24 protein-coding genes, 1 tRNA gene and 1 pseudogene are annotated in these 22982 nt (G+C 66.2%); 11 read left to right on the top strand and 15 right to left on the bottom strand.

Features of this window, described 5'->3' with window-relative positions; translation table 11 throughout:
- The first annotated feature begins 112 nt into the window (after positions 1–112).
- Positions 113–544 carry a hypothetical protein gene (locus HHX30_RS22445; RefSeq protein WP_169983946.1) on the top strand — a complete coding sequence of 144 codons (432 nt, stop codon included), beginning with the start codon at positions 113–115 and terminating at the stop codon, positions 542–544.
- Positions 545–624: 80 nt separating this feature from the next.
- Here HHX30_RS22445 and HHX30_RS22440 read toward each other — a convergent pair whose 3' ends face one another.
- From HHX30_RS22440 to HHX30_RS22415, 6 genes and pseudogenes are all read right to left on the bottom strand, one after another.
- Positions 625–1470, bottom strand: coding sequence for a carbohydrate ABC transporter permease (locus tag HHX30_RS22440; RefSeq protein WP_169983945.1), 846 nt, complete (start codon positions 1468–1470; stop codon positions 625–627).
- 10 nt (positions 1471–1480) lie between these two features.
- Complete coding sequence (locus tag HHX30_RS22435; RefSeq protein WP_169983944.1) at positions 1481–2437, bottom strand: carbohydrate ABC transporter permease; 957 nt, start codon at positions 2435–2437, stop codon at positions 1481–1483.
- 67 nt (positions 2438–2504) lie between these two features.
- Positions 2505–3782 carry an ABC transporter substrate-binding protein gene (locus HHX30_RS22430; protein WP_169983943.1) on the bottom strand — a complete coding sequence of 426 codons (1278 nt, stop codon included), beginning with the start codon at positions 3780–3782 and terminating at the stop codon, positions 2505–2507.
- Positions 3783–4913: 1131 nt separating this feature from the next.
- A complete protein-coding gene (locus HHX30_RS22425; protein WP_169983942.1) occupies positions 4914–5702 on the bottom strand; it encodes a hypothetical protein in 789 nt (262 codons plus the stop codon).
- Positions 5703–6308: 606 nt separating this feature from the next.
- Positions 6309–6515: pseudogene (locus HHX30_RS22420) on the bottom strand (transposase family protein); the annotation flags it as partial.
- Positions 6516–6995: 480 nt separating this feature from the next.
- Entirely contained in the window at positions 6996–8252 is a 1257-nt protein-coding gene (locus HHX30_RS22415) for a CynX/NimT family MFS transporter (protein ID WP_169983941.1), read from the bottom strand.
- Between the two features lie 84 nt (positions 8253–8336).
- Between HHX30_RS22415 and HHX30_RS22410 the strand changes: the two genes are divergently transcribed.
- The 4 genes from HHX30_RS22410 to HHX30_RS22395 all read left to right on the top strand — a co-directional run bounded on the left by HHX30_RS22410 (position 8337) and on the right by HHX30_RS22395 (position 12643).
- Positions 8337–8975 (top strand): FCD domain-containing protein, encoded by a 639-nt coding sequence (locus tag HHX30_RS22410; protein WP_311922714.1) that lies wholly within the window; start codon positions 8337–8339, stop codon positions 8973–8975.
- Positions 8976–8984: 9 nt separating this feature from the next.
- Positions 8985–9671 (top strand): hypothetical protein, encoded by a 687-nt coding sequence (locus HHX30_RS22405; RefSeq protein WP_211592365.1) that lies wholly within the window; start codon positions 8985–8987, stop codon positions 9669–9671.
- Between the two features lie 594 nt (positions 9672–10265).
- Complete coding sequence (locus HHX30_RS22400) at positions 10266–10796, top strand: RICIN domain-containing protein (RefSeq protein ID WP_169983939.1); 531 nt, start codon at positions 10266–10268, stop codon at positions 10794–10796.
- A gap of 833 nt (positions 10797–11629) precedes the next feature.
- The gene (locus HHX30_RS22395) at positions 11630–12643 is read left to right on the top strand and encodes a phosphotransferase (protein ID WP_211592364.1); all 1014 of its coding nucleotides are present in this window, start codon (positions 11630–11632) and stop codon (positions 12641–12643) included.
- A 634-nt stretch (positions 12644–13277) separates the two neighbouring features.
- Here the strand turns inward: HHX30_RS22395 and HHX30_RS22390 are convergent.
- Positions 13278–13829: a TetR/AcrR family transcriptional regulator gene (locus HHX30_RS22390; RefSeq protein WP_169983938.1), complete on the bottom strand. Its 552-nt coding sequence runs from the start codon at positions 13827–13829 to the stop codon at positions 13278–13280.
- Between the two features lie 266 nt (positions 13830–14095).
- Here HHX30_RS22390 and HHX30_RS22385 point away from each other — a divergent pair, with 266 nt between their 5' ends.
- The 3 genes from HHX30_RS22385 (at position 14096) to HHX30_RS22375 (ending at position 16525) form a co-directional block, all read left to right on the top strand.
- Entirely contained in the window at positions 14096–15109 is a 1014-nt protein-coding gene (locus HHX30_RS22385; RefSeq protein WP_169983937.1) for an NADPH:quinone reductase, read from the top strand.
- Positions 15110–15923: 814 nt separating this feature from the next.
- Positions 15924–16169: a hypothetical protein gene (locus HHX30_RS22380; RefSeq protein WP_169983936.1), complete on the top strand. Its 246-nt coding sequence runs from the start codon at positions 15924–15926 to the stop codon at positions 16167–16169.
- Positions 16166–16525: a ribbon-helix-helix domain-containing protein gene (locus HHX30_RS22375; protein WP_169983935.1), complete on the top strand. Its 360-nt coding sequence runs from the start codon at positions 16166–16168 to the stop codon at positions 16523–16525. The genes HHX30_RS22380 and HHX30_RS22375 overlap by 4 nt, the downstream gene beginning before the upstream one ends.
- 189 nt (positions 16526–16714) lie before the next feature.
- Here the strand turns inward: HHX30_RS22375 and HHX30_RS22370 are convergent, their stop codons facing one another.
- The 8 genes from HHX30_RS22370 to HHX30_RS22340 all read right to left on the bottom strand — a co-directional run bounded on the left by HHX30_RS22370 (position 16715) and on the right by HHX30_RS22340 (position 20794).
- Positions 16715–17083, bottom strand: a complete 369-nt coding sequence (locus HHX30_RS22370) for a DUF5615 family PIN-like protein (RefSeq protein WP_169983934.1) — start codon at positions 17081–17083, stop codon at positions 16715–16717.
- A complete protein-coding gene (locus tag HHX30_RS22365) occupies positions 17080–17310 on the bottom strand; it encodes a DUF433 domain-containing protein (RefSeq protein ID WP_169983933.1) in 231 nt (76 codons plus the stop codon). Before HHX30_RS22365 ends, HHX30_RS22370 begins: the two co-directional genes overlap by 4 nt.
- A 319-nt stretch (positions 17311–17629) precedes the next feature.
- A tRNA-Ala gene (locus tag HHX30_RS22360) sits at positions 17630–17702 on the bottom strand.
- A gap of 143 nt (positions 17703–17845) precedes the next feature.
- On the bottom strand, positions 17846–18562 hold the full coding sequence (locus HHX30_RS22355) for an HAD family hydrolase (protein ID WP_169983932.1): 717 nt from the start codon (positions 18560–18562) through the stop codon (positions 17846–17848).
- A gap of 39 nt (positions 18563–18601) precedes the next feature.
- Entirely contained in the window at positions 18602–18721 is a 120-nt protein-coding gene (locus tag HHX30_RS40820) for a DLW-39 family protein (RefSeq protein WP_208802288.1), read from the bottom strand.
- Between the two features lie 304 nt (positions 18722–19025).
- On the bottom strand, positions 19026–19421 hold the full coding sequence (locus tag HHX30_RS22350; protein WP_169983931.1) for an ATP-binding protein: 396 nt from the start codon (positions 19419–19421) through the stop codon (positions 19026–19028).
- A gap of 142 nt (positions 19422–19563) precedes the next feature.
- Complete coding sequence (locus tag HHX30_RS22345; protein ID WP_169983930.1) at positions 19564–20469, bottom strand: helix-turn-helix transcriptional regulator; 906 nt, start codon at positions 20467–20469, stop codon at positions 19564–19566.
- 88 nt (positions 20470–20557) lie between these two features.
- The gene (locus tag HHX30_RS22340; RefSeq protein WP_169983929.1) at positions 20558–20794 is read right to left on the bottom strand and encodes a DUF397 domain-containing protein; all 237 of its coding nucleotides are present in this window, start codon (positions 20792–20794) and stop codon (positions 20558–20560) included.
- Between the two features lie 299 nt (positions 20795–21093).
- Between HHX30_RS22340 and HHX30_RS42795 the strand changes: the two genes are divergently transcribed.
- From HHX30_RS42795 to HHX30_RS42790, 3 genes are all read left to right on the top strand, one after another.
- On the top strand, positions 21094–21492 hold the full coding sequence (locus HHX30_RS42795) for an ATP-binding protein (RefSeq protein WP_310741784.1): 399 nt from the start codon (positions 21094–21096) through the stop codon (positions 21490–21492).
- A 95-nt stretch (positions 21493–21587) separates the two neighbouring features.
- Positions 21588–22409: an SAM-dependent methyltransferase gene (locus HHX30_RS22330; protein WP_169983927.1), complete on the top strand. Its 822-nt coding sequence runs from the start codon at positions 21588–21590 to the stop codon at positions 22407–22409.
- Between the two features lie 195 nt (positions 22410–22604).
- Positions 22605–22919 carry an STAS domain-containing protein gene (locus tag HHX30_RS42790; protein ID WP_169983926.1) on the top strand — a complete coding sequence of 105 codons (315 nt, stop codon included), beginning with the start codon at positions 22605–22607 and terminating at the stop codon, positions 22917–22919.
- Positions 22920–22982 lie beyond the last annotated feature (63 nt).

Genomic DNA, 22982 nt, shown 5'->3' with positions numbered 1-22982 from the left:
CTCGTACGTGTTTCGATTTTTGCCCACACTTGTCCAAATGCGTTGATCGCGCCAGAATCAGTTCAGCCTTCAACTACTTGGTTGGGGGGTCACTGCACGGATGAGGAGAGGCATGAAGCGCACCATCTCCGTTCTCGCCGTCGCCGCCGGCGTCCTCGGCGCCACGCTCACCGGCATCAGTCCCGCGTCCGCAGCCGCCCCTGCGGTCGACTGCTCCACGGGCGAGTACACCCGGGTCGTGAACAGCTACGTCCCCACCAACGTCCAGCGGCCGGCGGTGGACGGTCACAGCTACAACATCGGCGGCCCGTTGGAGTACACGTACGAGGTCTGCCTCGACATCCCGGACACCGAGACATTCACCATCGAGGTACGGATCTGGAACAACGGGACACAGTCCGTGTTCGTGGACGACCGGCCCGGAGACAAGGTCTTCCGCTACTCGCTCGGCCCCAACAGCTTCTGGCAGGTCTACGGCACGCTGACCGGGCCCGGCAGCACCTACCTCTACTACACCTGGAACGAGAAGCAGACCACGGCCTGACCCGGAACAGGCCGGCCGCCTCGCTCGGCGAGGTGGCCGGCCGGACACCGAAGAGCGCGAAGGCCCACTCGACGGCGGCCTCAGCCCTTGAAGGCGCCGTTCATGATCCCGGCCACCATGCGCCGCCCGACGAAGACGAACAGGACGAGCAGCGGGAGGGTGGCGAGGAAGGAGCCGGACATGGCGAGCCCGAGGTCGATGTTGAAGCTGTTCTGCAACGCCTTGATCGCGATCTGGACGGTGTACATCTCCGGCGACTTCAGCACCACGAACGGCCACAGGAAGTCGTTCCACGCGGTGACGAAGCCCAGCAGACCGAGCACGAAGGCGGCGGGACGCACCAGCGGGAACGCGACGCGCCAGAAGATCTGCCAGGTCGACGCTCCGTCGATGCGGGCCGCCTGAAGGATCTCGTCACTGATCGCGGACGATATGTGCTGACGCATCCAGAAGATGCCGAAGGCGTTGGCCAACCCGGGGACGATCAGCGCCTGGAGCGTGTCCACCCAGCCCAGCGACGAGATGATCATGTACTGGGGGACGATGGCGAGCTGGGTCGGCACGGTCATCGTCAGGACGACGAACAGGAACAGCGCGTTGCGGCCACGGAAGCGCATCTTGGCGAACGCGAAGCCCGCCAGCGCGCACAGCACCGCCTGGCCCACGCCGATCGACCCGGCCACGACCAGGCTGTTGACGATCGACCGGACGAACGGCACGGTCGAGAACACCAGGCCGGCGAGGTGGAAGAAGTTGCCGCCCGGCACGATCTCGGGCGGCAGCTTGATCGCCGTCGCGGTGTCGGTGGTGGCGACGATGAACATCCAGTACAGGGGGAACAGGCAGGCGAAGGCGGCGAGCGCCAGCAGCGCGTAGGTCCACCATCGGACACGCTCGCCGGAGCGCCGTCTCCTCGTAGTCTTCATGATCGCCCCCTCAGCCCTTGACCGGGCGGATCCGGGTGGACAGGAAGTAGTTGAGGCCGGCGAGCACGACGACCATCACGAACAACGCCACCCCGACCGCCGCGGCGTAACCGAACTTGAACTGGATGAACCCCTGCTCGAACAGGAAGAGAGTGAGTGTCTGACACTGGCGGACCGGTCCGCAGGTGTTGGCCGCGCCACGGTTCATGAGTAGGGCCTCGGTGAAGATCTGCAGCCCGCCGATCGTCGAGGTCACGATCGTGAAGACGATGACCGGCCGTAACGAGGGGAGGGAGATGTGCAGGAACTGCCGCACACCTCCGGCTCCGTCGACGGCGGCCGCCTCGTAGATCGCTCGGGGAACCGCCTGCAGTGAGGCCAGGTAGAGCAGCGTCGTGTAGCCGAACCACCGCCAGGTCACCATGACGGCGATCAGCACATGGCTGCCCATCACCGACTGGGTGAAGTCGATGTGCTCGAAACCCACCAGGCCGAGCAGCCAGTTCAGCAACCCGTAGTCGCGGTCGAACATCTGGACGAACACGATGGCCGTGGCGGCCACCGAGGTGATGTACGGCACGAGCATCGTCATGCGGAAGAACAGAGCGAGGCGCAGCCGTACGTGGTTGAGCAGGTGCGCGAGCACCAGCGCGATCAGCAACTGCGGCACGGTGGACAGCAGCCAGATGCTCACGGTGTTGCGCGCCGCGTTCCAGAACCGCACGTCCCCGACCAGCCGGTTGAAGTTGTCCATGCCGACGAACACGTGCTCGCCGATCGGGTTCCAGTCGAACAGCGCCACATAGAAGGTGAACAGCAGCGGGATGAGGCCGAACACCGCGAAGAGCACGAAGAACGGGGCGATGTAGGCGTAGGGGGCGACGATCTCGGTGAAACCGCGCCGCGCCGCCTGCACCGGCGGGGCCGGAGGCAGGCTCGCCTTGGTGGGGCTGATGCTCGTCGTCACGGTCTGCTCACTTCCCCGCCGCCGGCGCGTGCCGGTGGGGACGGCACGCGCCGGCGGCGCACGTTAGCTAGCCGCCGATCGCGGTCTTGATGTTGGTCACCGCCGCGTCCCACGCCTTCGCGGGGTCACCCTTGCCCTGCTCGACGTTGGCGATGGCGTTCGTGAACTCAATGCCGATCGTGGTGCTGTCCGGCCCGATGAGGAACGGCTTGAGGCCGAGCAGCGAGTTGGTGTAAATCGTGCCGATGGGCGCACCGGAGAAGAACGGGTCCTTGACCGAGGTGAGCTTCGGGTCCTGGTAGACCGACGGGGTCGAGGGCAGTGACCTGGCCTGAGAGAAGTGATCAAGCTGGCCCTGCGGCGACTGCGTGGCGGCGATGTAGTCCCAGGCGGCCTTCGGGTTCTTGGCGCCCTTGGGGATGGCGAGGAAGCTGCCGCCCCAGTTGCCCGAGCCGCCGGGGATCGTGGCGATATCCCAATTGCCCTTGGTGTCGGGGGCGTTGTCGCGGATGGAGCCGAGCAACCAGACCGGTGCGGCGATGGCGGCGAAGTCCCCCCTCTTCATCGCGGCGCTCCAGCCTTCGGTGAACGTGCTCTGCTTGGCGGTGATCCCGGCGGCCACGGCCTTGAGCGCCAGGTCGAAGGCGGTCTTGACCTGGGGGCTCTGTTCGTACACCAGATTGCCCGCGGGGTCGTAGTACTTCTCCTGCCCCTGGTTGACAACCTGCGAGTAGATGCTCCCGCCGGCGTTGTCGATGAACGCCTTGCCGGTGGCCGCCGTGTACTTCTTGCCGGTCTCGATGAAGGCGTCCCAGGTGGGCCAGAGCTTGCTCACCTCCTCGCGGTCCGTCGGCAGCCCGGCCTCCTTGAACAGGTCGGTCCGGTAGGCGATGGCCATGCCGCCGACGTCGGTCGGGATACCGATGATCGCGCCGTCCTTGGTCGTGGACTGGCTGATCACCCAGTCGAGGTAGTCGCCCTTGATCTTGTCGGCGCCCATCGTGCGCAGGTCGACGAAGTTCTGCGGCTGCTGGACGAACTTGGGTAGGTCGTCGCCCTGGATCAGCACCAGGTCGGGCACTTTGCCGCCGGCGAGCGCGGTGGTGAGCGCCTGCGCCGTCTCCTGTGCGTTCCCCACCTCGGTCAGCTTGATCTGCACGTCCGGCTTTATCTTCTTGTACTCCTCCGCGGACCCCTTCGCGTTGATCCCGGTGAACGACCAGAACTCGAACGACTTGCCGTCCGACCCGCCGGAGGAAGTCCCGGACGACGAGCCTGAGCACGCTGCCATGCTGAGGGCCGCGGTAGCGGCGAACACGACCGCTGAGACCTTGCGGAACTTCACGGCGACCTCTTTTCGCTTGCTGTGGTCAGGGGTGTGATGTGCGGCCCGGCACCGAGAGAACGCGCTGCGCTCGCCGGGCACCTCCTACGTGTGCAGGACGGCGACGGTGCCGTGCTACTTCAGGCTCCGGACCATGAGCGCCGGGCAGGTCCAGCACCGCCATGCCGACCTGGTGTTTCACCTGCAGAGCCTTCTGACATCACTCTTGCTGATGAAACTTTCGGGATGTCATCTCGATCATTGCTCCAGGACATTAGGCCTCCGTCGACCTGAGCGTCAATATTCTGAGGGCCATCTGTCTGAAACAATCGGCCCGCCGATTTTAAGTTTCGGAAGCCCCGGCGCCCCTCCACCGAGAGGACGGAACCCGCCTGCCTGGCAGATCACCGGAGCCGAAGGAGAGATCCGGCACCCACATGGATCGGGGATCGCGCCCACCCTCTCCTCATCAGGCATGAGGCACCGGCTCGGCGATCGTCCTCAGCCCCGTGGGTGACCGGCCATCGCGCGATCACGTACCCGTACCGGGCAGGAGCGTGTCGCGCAGGCACGGGAAGCCTTCGAACAGGTGGTGCTACTCAGTAGCAGGGGAACGGTTACGCCGTGACTCGTATTGGCCATCACATCGGCGACCTTGTGCCCATTCGTCGTACGGCAGAGGCGAGTCCGGCGAGGACCGGTGATGGCCCTCACTCAAGACGACCTCCGGCTTGAGTCTCGAGTGGCTCGAAGGTGCAGGCTCGTTCTCGTGAGTGACGGAACAGAGGTGAAGGCGGGCACTGCCGGTGGAGAGGGCTCGTGCCCATTGAGCACTGGCTGATCGCCGCTCTTCGCGTCCACAGCCGAGCCGCCGGCCCCCCGTTGTAGGTCACGTCCAGGGAAGTGGTGTATGAGCTGCCACCGCGTGATCCGTTTCTGCAGGTTAAGCGGTGAGGGTGACGGGGAGCTGTTCCTGGTCCGGTGTGTCGCCGGGGATCACGCGGAGGCGGGCTTTGGCTAGGACGTCCAGGCCTATGTAGCGGCGGGCTTCGGTCCATTCGTTGTAGCCGGCGGGCGCCATGGCACGCTGCGATGCGCAAAGCGTGCCCTCGCTGTTCAACGGCGTTTCACTGCGGGGGCTCGGCCAAGGCGTCAGAACGGGGACTTGACGTCCCAAACTTCCTCGGCCGGTGGCGCGGTGATGATCACGTCAGATCCCCAGGCACTGTAATGGATGTCTTCGCTCAGAAGCTCCTTGGCGGCCCTCCTGCCAATCTGGATCCTCTTGGTCGTAGTGGTCATCTGTCGCCTGATCAAACCATCAGAGCCGATCCACAAGCGCCAGCCGATCCGCTGCGCGCCCTCCCTGGCAGACATCTTGGTGCCGGGAGACGCCTGTCTGACCGTGATCACGCCGGTATAGAGCGTGGTCTTCACGCCATCAAGCTCCATGCCGGGCGCCTTGGTCTTCGCCGTAGCCAGCACGGCCTTCAGCGTGGCCGGGTCGAGAACGTTGAGGAGGGAGTAGCGTCGGGCAGCGACAGTGCCCTTGGGCGAGACGATTCGCGCCCAGGCCTTACCGTCAGGCAGAAGGTGGTCGTAGGCACCGGTGCTGTAGGTCTCATTGCCAATGGCGATGGAACGGGTGGGGCCCTCGTTCGTGCCGACGAATATGTCTTTCGCTTTGTTTTCGACTTTGGCCTGACCGGCCAGATCGAAGGTGACCACTCCAGACGCATCGAAGCCCAGGTCACCGGCATGCCGGAATTTTATCGCCGCTCCGCCCTGATCCATCTTCCAGGCAATGGAGATCCGTACGCCATGATCGGGGACGAGGTGCTTTTTGAGTATGGCCACCGGGTCCGTGACCGCATGGGCGGGGGCCACAACCCCTAGAACAGACAACACAACAATCGCCATGCTGGCGACAAGACGCTTCACAGGCCCTCCCCGTCCGACGAGCCCAGTCTGCGCATAGAAGATCACAGGGGAGTTGCAGGTACAGAAGAGGCCCGGAGGAAGGACGCCCCGTACCCCGACGGCGGCTTCTGGATCGCCTCCAGCGACCCCCTCGCCACCGACCAAGCCCTCACCGGCACCATTCTCACCAACCACGTACACGCCGCGGCCGTGCTAACCGACGGAGCCGCCGACGCCGAGCGCTCCGACCCCCACGGCGAACGCTGGCCACGCAGCAAGACCCACGACGAGGCAACAGCGGTTAACGTCATGATCCATGTAGAGGTAGTGGGGCGAATCGAGTAAGTCTGTGAGCGACGACATCCTGTCGATCATTCCGACCGATCCGCACTGGCAACCCGTCCAGGACGCGGCCGATCGCGCTGCGGCGATCATGGCGGACCTGGCTCCGGGTGAGCCAGACGGCGTGGATGCCGAAATAGACGTGACATGGCACGACAACATCGCCGTCATCGCCTGTGGCGCGAACCTGGAAAGGATCGGCTGCCCGCACTGCGGCGCCTCGATCGACACCGAATGGTGGCACGATCTCCTGGAAGCCCACTTCGACGAGGGCTTTGCGAACCTCGCCGTCAAGGCCCCCACGCCGAACCCGGCCGCGGCCTCGGCGAGTGTTTCGCCTTTGCGCAGGTGGACCAGCACGAGCAGGGCCTGCCGGCCGGGGTTAAGGCGGCGCCACGTCGAGCCGATCGACTTGCGGTGACGGCGGATGAGACCGGCAAGGTAGGACAGCGCCCGATGTGACAACGGCAGCGCGGCACGATAGAACAACAACTCGAAGCCTCTGGTGCATAGGTTGATCTTGGTCGACAACCCTTCTACCAGGGGCTTCTTCATTTGTCGATCAGGTACAGCCCACCACGCCGCGCCCGTGACCTGCCACTTCAGGTTGAAAAGGCTCCGTATCTCCAAGGCCCACATGTCTGCTTGAGCGGAGGGAGGTAAGGCGTCCAGCCAGTCGGCTGCCAGATCTGAATTGTGGACGTAGAACTCCCGCTCCAGATTCAGGTCACCGTAAGACCCGGACGGAAGTTCTTCTCGCTCTTCGTATAAATAGGCCACCAGATCACCTGATCTTCCTATGGACAAGCGAAGTATCTGCTTAGTCTAATGGCGCATTAATGACACGAACGCCGCTTCCCATGATCGGAGAAGCGGCGTTCTGCTGCATCGAACCGAGGCGGAGTCAAGTAGCGGACTCCTGCTTCGCGATACTCGGTCGACACGAATTCGGATCTGTTCGACGCATGACCCTTATCGTCGCGACTGCTGGTCAGCGTCGAACTTCGTCGGCTGTGGCGCAGAGTCCTCCACGAAGCGAGGACGGCAAGCGAACCAGCCGGCGATCACCCCTGGGATGGCGGTCGCAGCGAGCACCAGGAGCGGGATCGACCATGATCCGGTCGCCTCGCGCAGAAGGCCCAAACCGATCGGGCCGAAGCACGCCAGCCCATAGCCGATGCCCTGAACGAAGCCCGACACGGCAGAGGCTGTCTGCGGGCTCTTGGTTCGACGGTTGATGAGGGTCATGCAGAGCGGGAAGGTGCTCACCCCGATTCCCAGCGCGCACACCCACATCAGCGTGCCGTCGAGCGGGAACAGAAGCAGGCCCAGGTATCCCGCTACCAGGAAGATCGCACACACGACGACCACGATGAACGGGTTCGTCATGCGCGTGGCCAGGTGTGGAACCACCAAGGCCGCGAGCATGCCCCACGCCGAGTAGAGCGCGACCATGGAGCCACCCAGGGCCGCGCTGCCTCCTGCGTCGGTGAGCACTGCCGGGACCCAGGTGATAATCCCGTAGTTGGACAGCGACATCATCGCGAAGAGGATCACCAGGCCCCAGACGGTTGATGATCGGCTGATCCTCGGTCCCGCGTCGGTCGCCGTCACGACCGCGGGCGCGTGGTGATCGGCGGGCAGCCTGACTGCCAGGATGAGCCAGACCACACCAGCCACAGCAGCTGGTCCCGCCCAGATACCTACCGAGAGCCGCCACGTCGCCGCTTCTGCCACCGGGACCGCGAGGAGCGGGGCGCTGAACTGGCCCGTCTGCAAGAGGATCAGGTAAAGCGAAGTCCACAGGGCCAGTCGATCGGGGAACCAGGCCTTCACCAACGGAACGACCACGACGTTCGCGGCTCCGATCCCGGCCAGTGCCAGCACGGTCGAAAGCACCAGCAACGAGGGCGTTGGAGAGAAGGCGCGCATCAGGAGCGACAGAGCCGTCAGGCCCAGCGCCACAGTGGCCGTGCGCTCGAGTCCGAACTTTTTCGTCACCGCTGGGGCGAGAAACCCGAAGATGCCGAAGGACGCCGCTGGCACAGTGCCGAGCAGGCCGGACAGCGTCACCCCGAAGCCGAGATCGGATCCGATGATCTCCAGGAGCGGAGTGAACCCGGTCACGGCCGTTCGCAGGTTGACCGCTGTCAGGGCGATAGCGAGCCCGGCCCACAAGGTCAAACGCCCACGGTGCAGCGGAACGACCGTTGAGGAGAGCGATGTCACGTTATACTCCGGTGTAACGTCAGCAGATGATGGGATTATGGGATGAGTTCGGAAAATTCTGGCACGCGACAGCCGGTACGTCGAGTGGGACTCATCGACCAGGCCGCCGAACGCTTCCGCGAGGAGGTGGTCTCTGGACGCTGGCCGGTCGGTGAGCGAATACCGACCGAGGCCGCATTGGTGTCGGAGTTCGGGATCGGCCGGAACACGGTGCGCGAGGCGCTGCAGTCGCTGGTGCACGCAGGTTTGCTGCGCCGTGAGCAGGGCCGCGGCACCTTCGTCATCTCCAGCTCCGAGCTGACAGGCACTCTTGAACGTCAGTTCGCCGGTGGCACCCGTCGCCACTACCTGGAACTACGCCTTGCCCTTGACAGCGCTGCAGCGTCACTGGCCGCATTGAACCGCTCAGATGCCGACGTCGAGCTGCTGCGCGAGCTGCGCGACCGTCGAGAAGCGAGCTGGTCGACCGATGATCTCGACCTGAGAGCGAGCGCGGACCTCGCCCTGCACCACGCGATCGTGGCAGCGACGCACAACCCTCTCTACGTCAAGCTGTACTCCAGCATGCTCGACGTCTTCGCTGCCCACATGCGCGACGAGAAGAACGAGGACGAGGACGCGGCACACCGCTACCACCACGAGCTGGTCGAGGCGATCGCGGACGGGGACGCCGACCGTGCTGCCACGAAGGTGGTTTCCATCTTCAAACCCTTCATGCGCTGAACCACGCAATTGCCTCCCCGCTCGGGCGAGGCGTCTGACGATGCCCCGCAACGCGAAGCAGAGTGGACGGACCCCGACCGTGGAAAGGTCCTGCTCGGCGACTACGCGCGGACCTGGATCAAAGAGCGGCCGGGCCTGCGGCCCAAAACGGTAGAGCTCTACACCTGGCTCCTTGAGCGACACATCGTTCCCGGCCTCGGCGAGGTGCCAATCGGCCGCTTGCGTTGGGGCGAGGTGATCGCGCTGCGGCGCTCGGACATCGACCTCAACGCGCGTACGGTCCGCGTACGCGAACAGCTCATAGAGCTGGGCGGGGGGAGACATGGTGCTCACGCCGCCCAAGTGGCGGGCCGGCAAGCGCACTGCCAGCATCCCCTCGGCCATCGTTCCGGCCCTCGTCGACCACCTCGGCCAGTTCACCGGCACAGGCGAGGACGCGTTCGTCTCGGCAAGCGCGGCGCCTACCTCTGCGGTGGCGACTTCCGGCGTGAGGCCAAGTGGGCGGAAGCCCTCAAGGAGATGGGCGTCAAGGGATTGCACTTCCACGACCTCCGGCACACGGGCAACACCCTCGCCGCGCAGTCGGGCGCGAGCCTCGCCGACCTCAAGGCCCGGATGGCCACAACAGCGGCCGGGCCGCGCTCATTTACCAGCACGCCACGCGAGACGCCGACCGGAAGATCGCCGATGCCCTGAGCGCGCGAGTCGAGGCGGAGCGCGATGCCGACAAGAGCTAATGGCACGTTAATGACACGAACGCCGCTTCCCATGATCGTGGAAGCGGCGTTTTGGCTGGTGGACCCTAGGGGATTCGAACCCCTGACTTCCTGCTTGCAAACACGTAAGCCGATCATGGTTGATCTGCGTCTCTGCTGCTGGGGCTACTGATCGCGTTCCCCGTGGGTCCCCGCAGTTCCCCCTTGATCACCGCCCCATCGGGCACGCAACGGGCACGGCGAGCGACGCCGCAGGCGCCCTTGACTGGGCGGGCACGTCCGGGACATTCGGCCAGCGAGGAGGACGAAGGCCATCGGATCGGAAGTGGAAGATTTTCCTTGCTCAGGCATGGCTCCAACCTGCTCATCTCGCTGTTCTTGATCGCTTGACGATGAGATCATTCCAAGCGCGTTCCAGATCTTGCCGAAGCTGTGAACCTTCCCTGTCGGCGCCGCCGTCGCCCACAGCCCAAGGTTCCGCCACACGATAGGACGCATGTACTCGGTAATTGATCAGTGACATTGAGTGATGCCATGGTGCTTACGTCTCGATCAACTCTCTCGGAGGCAAACCATGCTTGCTCACCGTCTACTCGCCGTCGCCGTCATCTCCGCCGCAGTGGGTGCGGTCACCACCGTGCCCGCCACGGCCTCGGCTCACCAGTACGCCGGCAGCCCGGCCCTGGTCGGCCCCCCGGCCTGCGTCGACGTCAGCAACAATCGCGGCAACGGTACCCAGATGTACCTGTGGGAGTGCCAGAACAACAACGCCAACCAGAAGTTCGTCTTCCAGGACGGCCTCATCAAGGTGGAAGACACCATCGGCAAGGCCCGGGAGATGTGTCTGGACGCCTCCAACAGCCGCGCCAACGGTACTCGCGTGTACCAGTGGCAGTGCGTCGGAAACGCTAACCAGCTTTGGGTCCTCCAGAGGGGCCAGATCATCCTCAAGTCCACCCTCAACACAGGCAACCGCATCTGTCTGGACGTCACCAACAGCCGCGCCAACCTCTCGCCGGTTTACCTGTGGCAGTGCGTGCCCAACAACAACCAGAAATTCGTGATCGACGACGGCCAGATCGTGGTCAAGGACACCCTCTCCTGATTTCTGGTCACACCTGGCACCTTCCCGACGCACCGCAGGGCATCAGCGGCAGACAGGACAGCAACCCGCCTTCTCCGCTGGGCCGGGGCTAGGAACGAAGTGCCGGACCATCGATCGCCCCCACCCGTGTAACGGCCGGCCACAGCAGGGCGATCGTCGTGCCGCATCAGTACGGCGGCGGCGCGCCTGTAGTCGGGGGGGGTGCGGCTTGGTACGGCGAGCGGTGTACGGCGGGCGGCCCGAGCCGCTGCCGGCTGGGACCGGCCCCCAGGCCCCATGCCCGGACGGCGGGCGGGCGACGGGCCGTGCGGCGGCGCTCAGCGAAGAACAATTCGGCAAGGAGTCGCCTGACGGCGAGCCTTCTTCGCTGCACGGAAGAGCGCGAAGGCAGACTAACGATCAAAGCCCAGGCGGGGAAATCGGTCCCTGGCCTGGGCTTTTAGTGCGTGAAGCCTGGGGGATTCGAACTCCTGACTTCGTGCTCGCAAATCGGCCTGATCATCAGGGACAACGGCCCCGACCTGGGCGAGAGGCGATCCGTGAGTGACCGCGAGTGCTCCCTGTTTACCGCCCTCAATGGCACGCTAATGGCACTCGATCACGCTCGCCGACCCGCAGCGGCCGGCTATGCGCGTCCCGCCCCTGGTTTTGACTCGGTAAGGAACGGCCGAGGCACTTGGGTAGCGGGGAGGACGGGCTACCAAATTGGACTCGAGGCCCCTGCCGGAGGCAGAAGCGAGGCAGAGAGAGCAACCCGTATTGCCTCACAGGCCTCAAGAGCCCTTCCTAAAACGATCTGCGGCCCTGCGACGGGTGAGACAGAATACGGGCGCATGAGGGATAGACCGGCAGGTCTGGCGGAGGCCGAACTGATGGTGGCACTGACCGAGGGCTGGGGCATCGAGCCCCACTCGGTCGAGTACCTCCCGGTCGGCGCAGGCAGCTACCACTGGTCGATGGTGGATCAACGTGGGACGGCGTGGTTCGTCAAGGTGGATGACCTCGGCGTCGAGGAGGCAGGACGTGATGATGCGTTCGACCGACTCGGTCGATCGTTTGGTGCCGCCCTGGCACTGCGCCGGGACGCGGGTCTCGATTTCGTCCTCGCGCCGATCCCGACCGCCACCGACACCGCGGTCTGGCGGCTGACCTCGCGGTACGCCCTGTCGGTGTTTCCAAAGGTGGCGGGTGCCGCCGGGCGCTTCGGCACGCACCGGCCCGAGGATCACGTCGAGGTAATCGGCCTGCTGGCCGAGCTGCACAAGGCGACCCCGATTGTGGCGGACACCGCATCACGGACCGACCTGGTGTTGCCCGGTCGGGACAAGCTGGAGGAGGCGCTGCAGAACCTCGATCGGGAGTGGACCGGCGGGCCTTATGCCGAGCCAGCCCGTAAGATGCTGTCCGCCCAGGCCGGGCACGTCCAACGATTGCTCGCCGACTTCGATCGGCGGGTCGACCAGGTACGAGACAGCGCGGCGGTATGGGTGGTCACGCACGGCGAACCGCACCCCGGGAACGTCATGCGTACCTCGGCTGGACTGCGGCTCATCGACTGGGGCACCGTGCAGATCGCTCCGCCGGAGCGGGACCTGTGGATGCTCACCTCCGCCCTCGCCCGCATGCTCGGCGAGGACCCGGTTGGCGACGATAGCGCACTCGTCCGTTACACCCGAGCCACCGGCCGGGCTGTCTCACCGGCCGGCCTCGCTCTCTATCCGCTTTGGTGGCGGCTCGCCGACATCGCCATCTTCGTCGACGAGCTGCGCCGGCCGCACGGCACCGGTGAGGACATCGCCGCATCGTTGACCTATCTCACCGGCTATCTCGAATCCAGCCAAGACTGACCTGTGGTCTGACCGGCGGCGCGACGCGCCGCCGCCTTGACAGCCTCGCGCGAGGACAACTCAAGAGTGGATCGGGCACGCAACAGGCGCGCAAGAGCGACAAGGCCGAATAACGATCAAAGCCCAGGCGGGGAAAAGGGTCCCTGGCCTGGGCTTTCGAGTGGGTGAAGCCTGGGGGATTCGAACCCCTGACTTCCTGCTTGCAAAGACACCTGTCGATCTTGCCCGATCTGCACAGACGCTGCTCAGCGCCCTGATCGGGTTCCCCGTGACTCCCCCTTGATCACCGCCCCATCGGGCACGCGACGGGCACGCGGTGGAGCCTCGATCCCGCGCGGACGCGCACGCTTCCCCCTGCCTGATCATCCCGTCGCCGTCGTCCCACCCGTCAGGGGAGACACGAGCCGGCGGGTCACCCTCGCGAGGAAGGCATCAAAGTCCTCGGTTGTCTCTGCCATCAACATATGTTGATACGAGCGTCCTGGCCTGTGTGGGCCCTTCGCGTAATCGCAGGTCAGAAGGCGTGATCGAAACCAGACGCTAGGAGCAACTCCAGATAGCTTCCTACCCGTGGTCGGCCCGGGTCCGTTCAAAGATGACGGGCCCTCCGGTGCCACGGAGGGCCGCCCACACCTCATGTAGGACCTCTCCGCAGTCCGTCGGTGACGACGGCGAGGATCGGTTCCAGCGAATCTTCTCTCCTGGCCATGCAAGCGGACATCAGCGCCCTGATGTCCGGGTAGCTGACATCGGCTCGCACGTCGCCCGACTTTTGGGCCGCGGCAAGCAGTTCCTGTAGCCGACCACACAGGTCGGCGCCCGCGCGTTCGCCGATGTCGTCCAACCGGCGATCGGCTACGGCCAGCTCGGCCAGCCCGCAGTCGGCCGCCCCCGCTCGCACCAGAGCGACGAAGAGAGCGAAGAAGGCGGTGCCGGGATCTTCTCGGCGGGCGAGCTCGTCGGCTTGGGCGGTGAGCTTCACCAGCCGGGTGGACATGATCGCGATGAGGAGATCCTCCTTCGTCGGGAAGTGCCGACTCACCGTGCCGGTACCGACCCCGGCACGGCGGGCGATCTCGTGAACTGGCACGGAAAGGCCCTCGGTGGCGAACACCTCGGCCGCCACCTCCAGCACGCGTGCCCGGTTACGCCGCGCGTCGGCCCGCAACGCGCGTTCGTCGGTCATGGTCCCGCACCTCCCCATCGACAAGCGGGACGGCCATCCCGCCGACGCCGGTCTGGACGTCGTCCTCAGCAACTCCCGTGGCCCATGTGCCCAGCCTGACCGACCCTGCTTCCAGGCGTGACCCCGCCGACCCGGCGCCGGGCACGGGATGCGGCCAACGAAACTTTCGCTCGGATGCTCGGCGAGTGACGACTTCACCATCAACCTCGCGGCGGACGACTCCTGACGAGACCGCCCGGCCGCTGCCACACCACCATGGAGAGCAGATGAAAGCCATCGTGTACCGCAAAATCGGTGATCCTTCCGTCCTGGAACTCATCGAGCGTGACGTGCCCGTGCCCGGCCCCGGCGAGGTCCGCATCCGCATCCACGCCTCCGGCATCAACCCGACCGACTGGAGGGGACGCTCCAGCACCGCGTGGCCGATGCCATATCCCGAGGTGACCCCGCACCACGACGGCGGCGGCGTGATCGACGCGGTCGGCCTGGGGGTCGAGACGTTCGCGCCCGGCGACCGGGTGTGGGTGATGATGGCAGGATTGGGCTACAACACCGGCACCGCCCAGGAGTTCACCGTCGTGCCCGCGTCCTGGGTGCGACCACTGGCGGAGAACGCGTCATTCGACGTGGGCGCATCGCTCGGGATCCCCGCGCTCACCGCGCACCGGGCGCTCACCGTCGCCGAGGACGGCCCACGGCGCCTGGCCCCCAACGCGCTGGACGGCCGCACCGTGCTGGTGACCGGCGGCGCGGGCGCGGTCGGTCACGCCGCGATCCAACTCGCCCGCTGGGCCGGCGCCACCTTGATCACCACGGTCAGCGGGCCGGAGAAGGCGGCGCTGGCCAGCGCGGCCGGCGCGCACCACGTGGTCAACTACCGAGAGGGCGACCCGGCGGCCGAGATCCGCGCGGTGGCGAAGGACGGCGTGGACATCATCGTCGATGTCGCCGTGGCGAAGAACATCGACCTCGACCTGGCGACGCTCAAGAACGGCGGCACGATCGCGGTCTACGCCGACGACCGCCCCAAGGTGGAGCTGGACATCCTCCAGGCCCTCCAGCTGAACGCTCGGTTCCAGTTCCTTCTAATCTTCCTCGACCGCGAGCGGATGGCAGTCGCGGCCGACGACGTCACGGCGGCGGTGCGGGACGGCGCGATGGGAGTGGGCGAGGAGCACGGACTGCCCGTGGTTCGCTTCCCGCTGGCCGAGACCGCCGCAGCGCAGCTCGCCTCGCAGAACGGTGCGGTGGGCAAAATGATCGTGGACCCCACGATGTGACGGGGGCGGCGCCGGGTGCGCCAACGGCTGCCCGGCGCCGCCACCACCTCACTTCCCTGAGCGGTTGCGAACCCGGCACCGATTATCAGCGGCTTCCGACGGGCGGCCAAGTGGGGGAGTTCGAGCGCATCCCCAGCATCGCCGGTGTTCGCCCTACCGGCTACAGAGGCTCCAACCCCAAAGGGTCGCGCGAGCCCCCACAGCTCGGCGAATCAGCGGCAACACGACCATTGCGGCGCTAACCGCCACCTGGGTGTCCTCGCTGGGTTCGTCGGCGCTTAAGCCGCCATCGTCCTCGCCGACGTCGCCCTACTGGCGACACCGGTCTTGCTCTCTGGCCCGGGTGCCCGTGACCATCACGCCGATCGGAGAGCGCAGACACGCGCTCCTACCGCGTACTCGCCCATCGCCACTCGGACACGTACGCTCCACGAGTCGATCAGCCCACTTCTGCCCACCGATCACGAGGCAGGGCAGCGACTTCGACCAAACGGTGGAGCCTAGGGGATTCGAACCCCTGACTTCCTGCTTGCAAATCGGCCTGATCATCAGGGACAACGGATCCGACCTGGGCGAGAGACAGCCCGCGAGTGACCGCGAGTACCCCCTGTTGACCACCCTTAATGGCACGCTAATGGCACGACGATCACGCGATCCGACCTGCCCAGACAGGGGCCGACGCGGCCCGTCTCCTGGACCGCCCCCGTCCTCCTCGTAGCTGCCGACCCCCCAGGACGGGACCGCCGTTCGAAGGGGCTCACGCTGCAGACCAGAACTCCCTACCTACAGAGGTTGTGTCGGACATAATATGGGCATGAAGAAGTTGCGCTTCTACCGGTCGGCGCGCAAGCATCGCATCGGGCAGGCGCATGCCTTACACGTCGTCCGATCCGGTCCGCCAGCGATCGTGCCGGCCACCGACCCGACGTTGGAGGACCGATGGGTCTGGATCGGCCCCGATGATCGGGGCATAGAGCTGGAGGTGATCGGCATCCTCACCGACAAAGCTCTAGTGATCATCCACGTGATGCCGACCGCGCTACGGAGAAGGACGCCATGACTGAGCACGAGGCAGGCTGGCCACCCGAAGACATCGAGCTGGCTCTGGACCACGACTCCGATATCGACAGCGACTCCGAAGAGATCCACGACGCCAAAGGCAACCTGATCACGGACGAGTACGTACGCAACGCAATCGGCGACGTCCACCGCGCGATCGACGAAGGCCGCGTACCCGTGCCGACCAGTCGCCCCGGACGTCCATCGCTCACAGGCGAGGGCACACATTCCCCAAGGGTCTCCTTCAGACTCCCCGAGGAGTTGCGTGAACGCGCGAAGGCCCGCGCCGAGCAAGAGGGCAAGAGCGTGTCCGCGCTGGCACGGGAAGCCTTTGAGCAGTTCCTCAGAGCAGGATGAGCACGCGACGGACGAGCGGCGGCCCAAGTGGCCAAGCAGCTCGACAGCCTCGCGCGAGGACGACTCGAGATCGGGCACGCAATGGGCACGGAGAGCGCGAAGGCCGACTAGCTGCCACGTGCGCGTTCTCATCTGATCCACACCACCTGGCCCGCCTGCCTGTATCCCGTGGGCCCTTCAACGGTGCGCTCAACGGAGAGGCAGCGCCCGTACACGGATGCCTGTCGCGGTGAACGTCGCAATCGCTCCCGCGCGCAAGTGTGGTTCGAGGACGTCGAGGTGCCCCAGGATGACGTTCACCATGTCAGGTGGCCGAAGTTCCACGATCTCTCGCACAAGGACAACCGAGGGCTCCTTTGCACGGGCGTAAGCCAGGAGGGCGCCGAAGTCGGTGTCAGCGGAGATGATGACCCGTCCGTCCGCTGCGGCAAGGGCCATGACCGTCGAATCTGGTGCGCTCGTCGCTTGGAGGTCACGGACGTGCACCACGTCATGGCCGGCTTTGGCCAACAGCTCAGCGACGCGAGGGGAGAGGTTCTCGTCAACCAGAAAGTTCACGCCGTCTCGCGGAGCCGATAGTAATGGACGTTTGTGGAGGCAGCAGCGTACTCGAGAGCCTGCTTGATATCCGCACGTTCCAGGTCTGGGTAGTCCGACACGATGTCATCGAAGGACCATCCGGCGGCAACGAGTCGGACCACCGTCTCGACAGTGATGCGGAGTCCTCTGATTGTCGGTCTGCCTTCGAGCTTGTCCGGCTCAGCAGTGATGCGATCGAAGTCCATGGTGTCTCCCCTCATCTCCGATAGTGCCAGGCCGAGCGCGGATCGGCGACCGAGAAGCTCCGGTCTCCATCCATAAGCCGGCCAGTGCCCGAGTCATGCCTTCGGCGTACCCAGGACACAGGCGGCGTGATCGCATGTGCTCCACGAACGTCCACCAGCACGCGACGGACGAGCGGCGGCCCAAGTGGCCAAGCAGCTCGACAGCCTCGCGCGAGGACGACTCGAGATCGGGCACGCAATGGGCACGGAGAGCGCGAAGGCCGACTAACGATCAAAGCCCAGGTGGGGAAAGGGTCCCTGGCCTGGGCTTTTGAGTGGGTGGAGCCTAGGGGATTCGAACCCCTGACTTCCTGCTTGCAAAGCAGGCGCTCTGCCAGCTGAGCTAAGGCCCCGTGACGGTGCGAACTGCGCAAACACGCAGATCCACAGGCCGCCGGTGCGTACACCGTAGCAACAGCCCGCACCCGAGCGCCACTTGATACCACCCCGTGCCGCCTGGGCACCGGAGAAAAATCCCAGGGGAGCGAGCCGGCGATCAGGGGGCCGAGGTGGCCACCGGAGACGCGCCGACCTCGCTGCCGAGGACGAGCCCGGGGAAGTCGACGAGGGAGTCGATGATGTGGGTGGCGCCGCCGCCGAGCAGACGCTCCTTGCTGTGCACGCCGGTGAGCACTCCGGCGACGATCGAGGCGCCCGCACGCCGGCCGCACAGCATGTCGCTCTCGGAGTCGCCCGCCACGGCCACCTGCCGTACGTCGTCGACGCCGGAGCGCAGGACGGCGGTGAGCACCATGTCAGGGTACGGACGGCCCCGTCCGGCGTCCTCGGGGCACAGCGCGAGGTCCAGCATGTCGACCCAGGCGAGGGTACTCAGCACCCGCCCCAGGGTCGCGCGGCTGAAGCCGGTGATCAGGGCGACCTTCAGGCCGGCGTCGCGCAGCTTCGCGACGGCCTCGACCGCCCCCGGCAGCGGCACGAGACCGGTCCTCTCGATGGCTCCCTCGTAGGAACGCTCGAAGGTGAGGTTCGCGGCCTGCGCCTGGGCCTCGTTGCCGGGGAAGATGCCCCGGAAGACCTCGATCTTGGGACATCCCCGGGACCTGTGCACATGCACCATGGCACGGGCATATGCGCTGGTCCCGGGGACGATGCCCTGCGTGGCGATCGCCTCGGCGAACGCCCGTTCCACCATGTCGATGTCACCGATCGTGGTCCCGGCCAAGTCAAGGCAGGCCAGCTTCACGGGGGTCATTCCCGCACCTCTGCCACGATCAAGCACCATCCCTGGTGGTCAGTTCTCGCTGCCGGTGGCCTCAGTCCACAGATCGAGCTCCGCACGGTCGGCCTGTACCTTGCGCCAGACCAGGAGCCCGCCGACGGCGACCAGAGCGAGAACAAGCAGCTTCTTCACGGTGTGACCCCACTTCTCGACGGTCTCACCTGCCGGGTGAGACAACGCCCGGTTCTACGGTTCCCTGCAGCCTAGCAAGGTCTCGGCGTCCGACCCGGATTGCCCGAAATTTCGGTGAGCCAAACTCGCGATTACGGCTCACCCGTCCGACCTGGCGTTCGCCCCTGACGACAGAGTGACGAGATCAGAAGTGCCCAGCTCGCAGTGGCGTTAACCCTGACGCCAGAGGGCGCGGGGGGAAGTGGGGAGGCCTGGTTTCGGTCAGGCGGTCCGTGCTCCGCTCTCAGCGGAAGTCAAAGGTCGATCAGGAAAGCGGCACGCTGAGACGGATCGTCGTACCATCCGCCCCCGTACGCACGACGCGATCGGCCAGGCGGTTCATGAGCCACAGTCCGCGCCCCCCGAAGTCGAACCGCGTCGCCGGCTCCTCCCGCTCCAGCACCTCGTCGGGAATGCCGGGGCCCTTGTCGGTGATCTCGCACACCAGCGTCCCCGTCTCATGCCACATGGCGATCCCCCGCGGCGGCGAGCCGTACCGGACGGCGTTGGTGACCGCCTCGTGCACGGCGAGCACGTAGTCCTCCAGGACCACGCCTTCGAGCCCGGCCTCCTGGGCCGAAACCATGACGAGATGCCGCACCCTGGTGACCGAGCTTCGGTCGAACTCCAGGCTGAGCAGGCTGCCCGCCAAGGTTCTCACCGCCCTCCTGCTTGCCCCACAGTGTGGTACTACTCCACTTACCGCCCACGCGCACCTGACACGCATTTTCGGGTACGGCTTGCGCCACCGTCTCCTGCGGGCGTGCGACAGCGGAGGTCACCCACGCGACGCTAGCGCATCGTCACAGCTCCGTCATGAGCTGCCGCAGCATCCGCGCGGTCTCCGAGGCCGGCCTGGCCTGGATGCACAGGCGCTCCATAACTGCGAGGTAGCGGTCGATGTCCTCTCGTTTTTCCAGGTAGATGGCGCTGGTGAGTTGTTCGAGGTAGACGACGTCGGGCAGGCCGACCCCCGCGAAGCGCAGGATGCTGAACGGCCCTCCCGCGGCGGCGTGCCCGCCCGCGCTGAACGGGATGACTTGGAGCGTGACACGAGGCAGCGAGATCATCTCGAGCAAGTGCTCGATTTGGGCCCGCATCACCTCCGCGCCTCCCACGGGACGGCGCAGGACGGCCTCGTCGATCACCGCCCACAGCAGGGGCGGATCCGGCCGGACCAGCACCTCCTGCCGGTCCATCCGCAACCGGACGCGGCGCTCGACCTCCTGGTCCGAGGCGTCCGGGTGGCCGAGCCGCACCACGGCCTCCGCGTATCCCGGGGCCTGCAGCAACCCCGGCACGAACTGCACCTCGTAGCAGCGGATCGTGCTCGCGGCCTGCTCCAGGCCGACGTACGCCTCGAACCAGGAGGGCAGGACGTCGTCGTACTTGTGCCACCAGCCGGGGGCGTTGGCCTGGGCGACCAGCGAGAGCAGCGCCTCCCGCTCGCTCTCGTCGGTGACGCCGTACAGGGTGAGGAGATCGGCGACGTCGCGACGGCGGAACCCGACCCGCCCGAGTTCCATCCGGCTGATCTTCGAGTGGGAGGCGCGAATGGCGTTGCCGGCCTCTTCCAGGCGAATGTGCCTGCTCTCACGGAGCCGTCGCAGCTGGGTGCCGAGCAGGATGCGCAGGACGGTCGGGCTGCGGCGCGATCGCGCGCCCAGGTCGAGCGGGTGAGGCACACCCTCCGCAGGGGCCGCAGTCATATGGGGTCCTTTGAGGTGCACCGATGTTTACGCCACGTTCACGATACTCGTCACATCGGCCCGCGCAAGTGGCGAGATCATTTCTCCACTAACCGAGGAGGTCGTCGAATTCGCCCTCCTTGACGGAGCGGATGAATGCCGCCATGTCCTGAAGCGGCACGATAAGCGCCGGACCGGACGGGTGCCGGGAGTTGCGCAGGGCCACCCGGCCGTCGGGCAGCGCGGCGATCTCGACGCAGTTGCCGCTCGGATTGCTGTGCCGGCTCTTGCGCCAGGCCTGCTGCCCCAGGTGAGATGAGGGCATTCCGTTGTAGATCACGGACATGGGGCGCCTCGTTTCGCAATCCGACCGAACCACAGCTTTCGTGCGTTTGCACGTGCATCTGTACTTGCACACGAGCATCAATGGGAGCAGTATGACTTACTGAGTCATCCCGCCACATGGTCGACATCAACCTCATAAGGCTCTCAATGACTGGTTATCGGACAGACCGCGCTTCCCTTGCAGAAGCCGATAGCGTTGCCCGGGATCCCTGGCTTGGCACGCTTGAGCAGGTCTTTCCCGATGGCAAGCGCTGGCCCTGGACCGGTGGTGAGGAGCCGTGCGGCGTCCCTCAGGTGGCGGTGCACGAGTTCCACCGTGAGAGCCTCGCCGCGCGCACCGCGCGGCACTTCACAACCGGGGTGTTGCAGACCTGGGCCATGGAGGACGTCGCCGACGACGCCGGGCTCGCGGTCTGCGAACTGGTCACCAACGCGCTACGGCACGGCCTGCGGCACCAGGCCATCCATCCCCTGCCGGTGCGCCTGCTGATGTTCCGATCGTCGCGTGCGCTGCTGTGCGTGGTCACCGACCCCAGCAACGACGCGCCGGTGCTGCGCGAGCCCGACTACGTGGCCGAGACCGGGCGCGGCCTGCAGGTCGTCGCCGGGGTCAGCCGCATGTGGGGCTGGGCGCGGCTACGCCCCGTGGGCAAGGCCGTGTGGGCCGGTTTCACCGCGGAAGGCGCCGGCTACCGCTGATCCCGCCGAAGGCCCCCATCCGGAAACACGTACTAATCCTCACTTAGGCCCATCTCGCACCGGTACTATCGGTCATCAGGGCTGAACGGAGGATCATGCCGGGTATCTCCCCGGTCGAGCCTGTGGGTTTCGACCCGTCCGTCCCCAACGAGGCCCGGGTCTACGACTACTGGCTCGGTGGGAAGGACAATTTCGCCGCGGACCGCGAGGCCGCCGAGGCGGCGCTGCTGATCGCGCCCGAGCTGCCCCTGATGTGCCGCGAGGGCCGCAAGTTCCTCCGCCGGGCCGTACGGTTCCTGGCCGGCGCCGGAATCCGCCAGTTCATCGACATCGGTTGCGGCCTGCCGACCCAGGGCAACGTGCACGAGATCGCACGCGGGTGCGCCCCCGACGCCCGCGTGGTCTACGTCGACAAAGATCCGGTCGTGGTCAACCACGGTCAGGCGCTGGTGGAGGAGGACGAGCGCGTCGTGGTGATCCGCGGCGACGTACGCGACCCCGACTCGATCCTCACGCATCCGCGACTGCGGGCGCTGGTGAATTTCGACGAGCCCGTGGGCGTGCTGCTCGTAGCGGTCCTGGCGGCGATCAACGACGACGACCTGACCATGGCCATCACCGCCCGCCTGCGTGAGGCGATCGCACCCGGCAGCTACATGGTCATCAGCCACGCGATCTCCGACATCCGCCCGGAGGTGACCGACAAGCTGGCCCTGCTGTTCGCCAGCGAGTGGGCGGTCAAGGACGACGGCCGCCTGCGGCTGCCCACGCAGGACGAGATCCTGCCGTTGTTCGGCGATCTGGAGATGGTGGAGCCCGGCCTGGTCCAGGTGCCCGAATGGCGGCCGGAACCGGACGAGCTGCGGCCGCCGAAGGACACGGTCTGGGCGGTCGGCGGCGTGGGCCGCAAGCGATGATCGTCGACTTCCGTTGAATATCAACTGGGCTAACCATTGACAGATGCGCTGTCGGACGGCAACGCTCAGTGAGTATTTCCGCCTTCAGCAGGGAGGTGGGACCGTGATGACATTCACCGTGTCCTGCTCCGCAACACCGCGTCCGGAACGGGCGCGCATCGCGTTACGCACCGGTGCATTGTGCCGGTGCATCTCGTGAATCCACCCGGCGGTCACCCCGGCGTTCTCTACACGGACACCTACCTCAGCGTCAGGTGGTCCCCCGCGGACTCGTCCGTGATCGTGGAGGGCGAGGTGGACGTCTCGAACAGCGCGGCCCTGGCGACCGCGCTCGCCGAGGCGAGGAGCGAGCGCGGCGAGATCACCATCGACGCGGGCGCCCTGCGGTTCGTCGACCTGGCCGGGCTGCGGGCCCTGCTGGCTCCCGCGTCCCCCGTGGCGGGCAGCGCCGTACGGCTGCGCAACGTGCCGCCCTACCTGCGCCGCCTCATGGCGATGCTCGACGGTTGACGGCCCCGCCCGGGCCCCGTCCCGGGGCTCGGGCGAGCAGTCACTGCGCCGGCGTCTCCCGCC

The sequence above is a fragment of the Microbispora sp. H10836 genome (assembly GCF_012999525.1).
Taxonomy (GTDB): domain Bacteria; phylum Actinomycetota; class Actinomycetes; order Streptosporangiales; family Streptosporangiaceae; genus Microbispora.
This window is presented reverse-complemented; position numbering and strand designations above follow the sequence as displayed.

Coding starts and splice junctions, on each gene's coding strand:
- HHX30_RS22445 (WP_169983946.1), top strand. CDS start 113: ATGAAGCGCACCATCTCCGTTCTCGCCGTCGCCGCCGGCGTCCTCGGC.
- HHX30_RS22440 (WP_169983945.1), bottom strand. CDS start 1,470: ATGAAGACTACGAGGAGACGGCGCTCCGGCGAGCGTGTCCGATGGTGG.
- HHX30_RS22400 (WP_169983939.1), top strand. CDS start 10,266: ATGCTTGCTCACCGTCTACTCGCCGTCGCCGTCATCTCCGCCGCAGTG.
- HHX30_RS22395 (WP_211592364.1), top strand. CDS start 11,630: ATGAGGGATAGACCGGCAGGTCTGGCGGAGGCCGAACTGATGGTGGCA.
- HHX30_RS22390 (WP_169983938.1), bottom strand. CDS start 13,829: ATGACCGACGAACGCGCGTTGCGGGCCGACGCGCGGCGTAACCGGGCA.
- HHX30_RS22385 (WP_169983937.1), top strand. CDS start 14,096: ATGAAAGCCATCGTGTACCGCAAAATCGGTGATCCTTCCGTCCTGGAA.
- HHX30_RS22380 (WP_169983936.1), top strand. CDS start 15,924: ATGAAGAAGTTGCGCTTCTACCGGTCGGCGCGCAAGCATCGCATCGGG.
- HHX30_RS22375 (WP_169983935.1), top strand. CDS start 16,166: ATGACTGAGCACGAGGCAGGCTGGCCACCCGAAGACATCGAGCTGGCT.
- HHX30_RS22365 (WP_169983933.1), bottom strand. CDS start 17,310: ATGGACTTCGATCGCATCACTGCTGAGCCGGACAAGCTCGAAGGCAGA.
- HHX30_RS22355 (WP_169983932.1), bottom strand. CDS start 18,562: ATGACCCCCGTGAAGCTGGCCTGCCTTGACTTGGCCGGGACCACGATC.
- HHX30_RS22345 (WP_169983930.1), bottom strand. CDS start 20,469: ATGACTGCGGCCCCTGCGGAGGGTGTGCCTCACCCGCTCGACCTGGGC.
- HHX30_RS22340 (WP_169983929.1), bottom strand. CDS start 20,794: ATGTCCGTGATCTACAACGGAATGCCCTCATCTCACCTGGGGCAGCAG.
- HHX30_RS22330 (WP_169983927.1), top strand. CDS start 21,588: ATGCCGGGTATCTCCCCGGTCGAGCCTGTGGGTTTCGACCCGTCCGTC.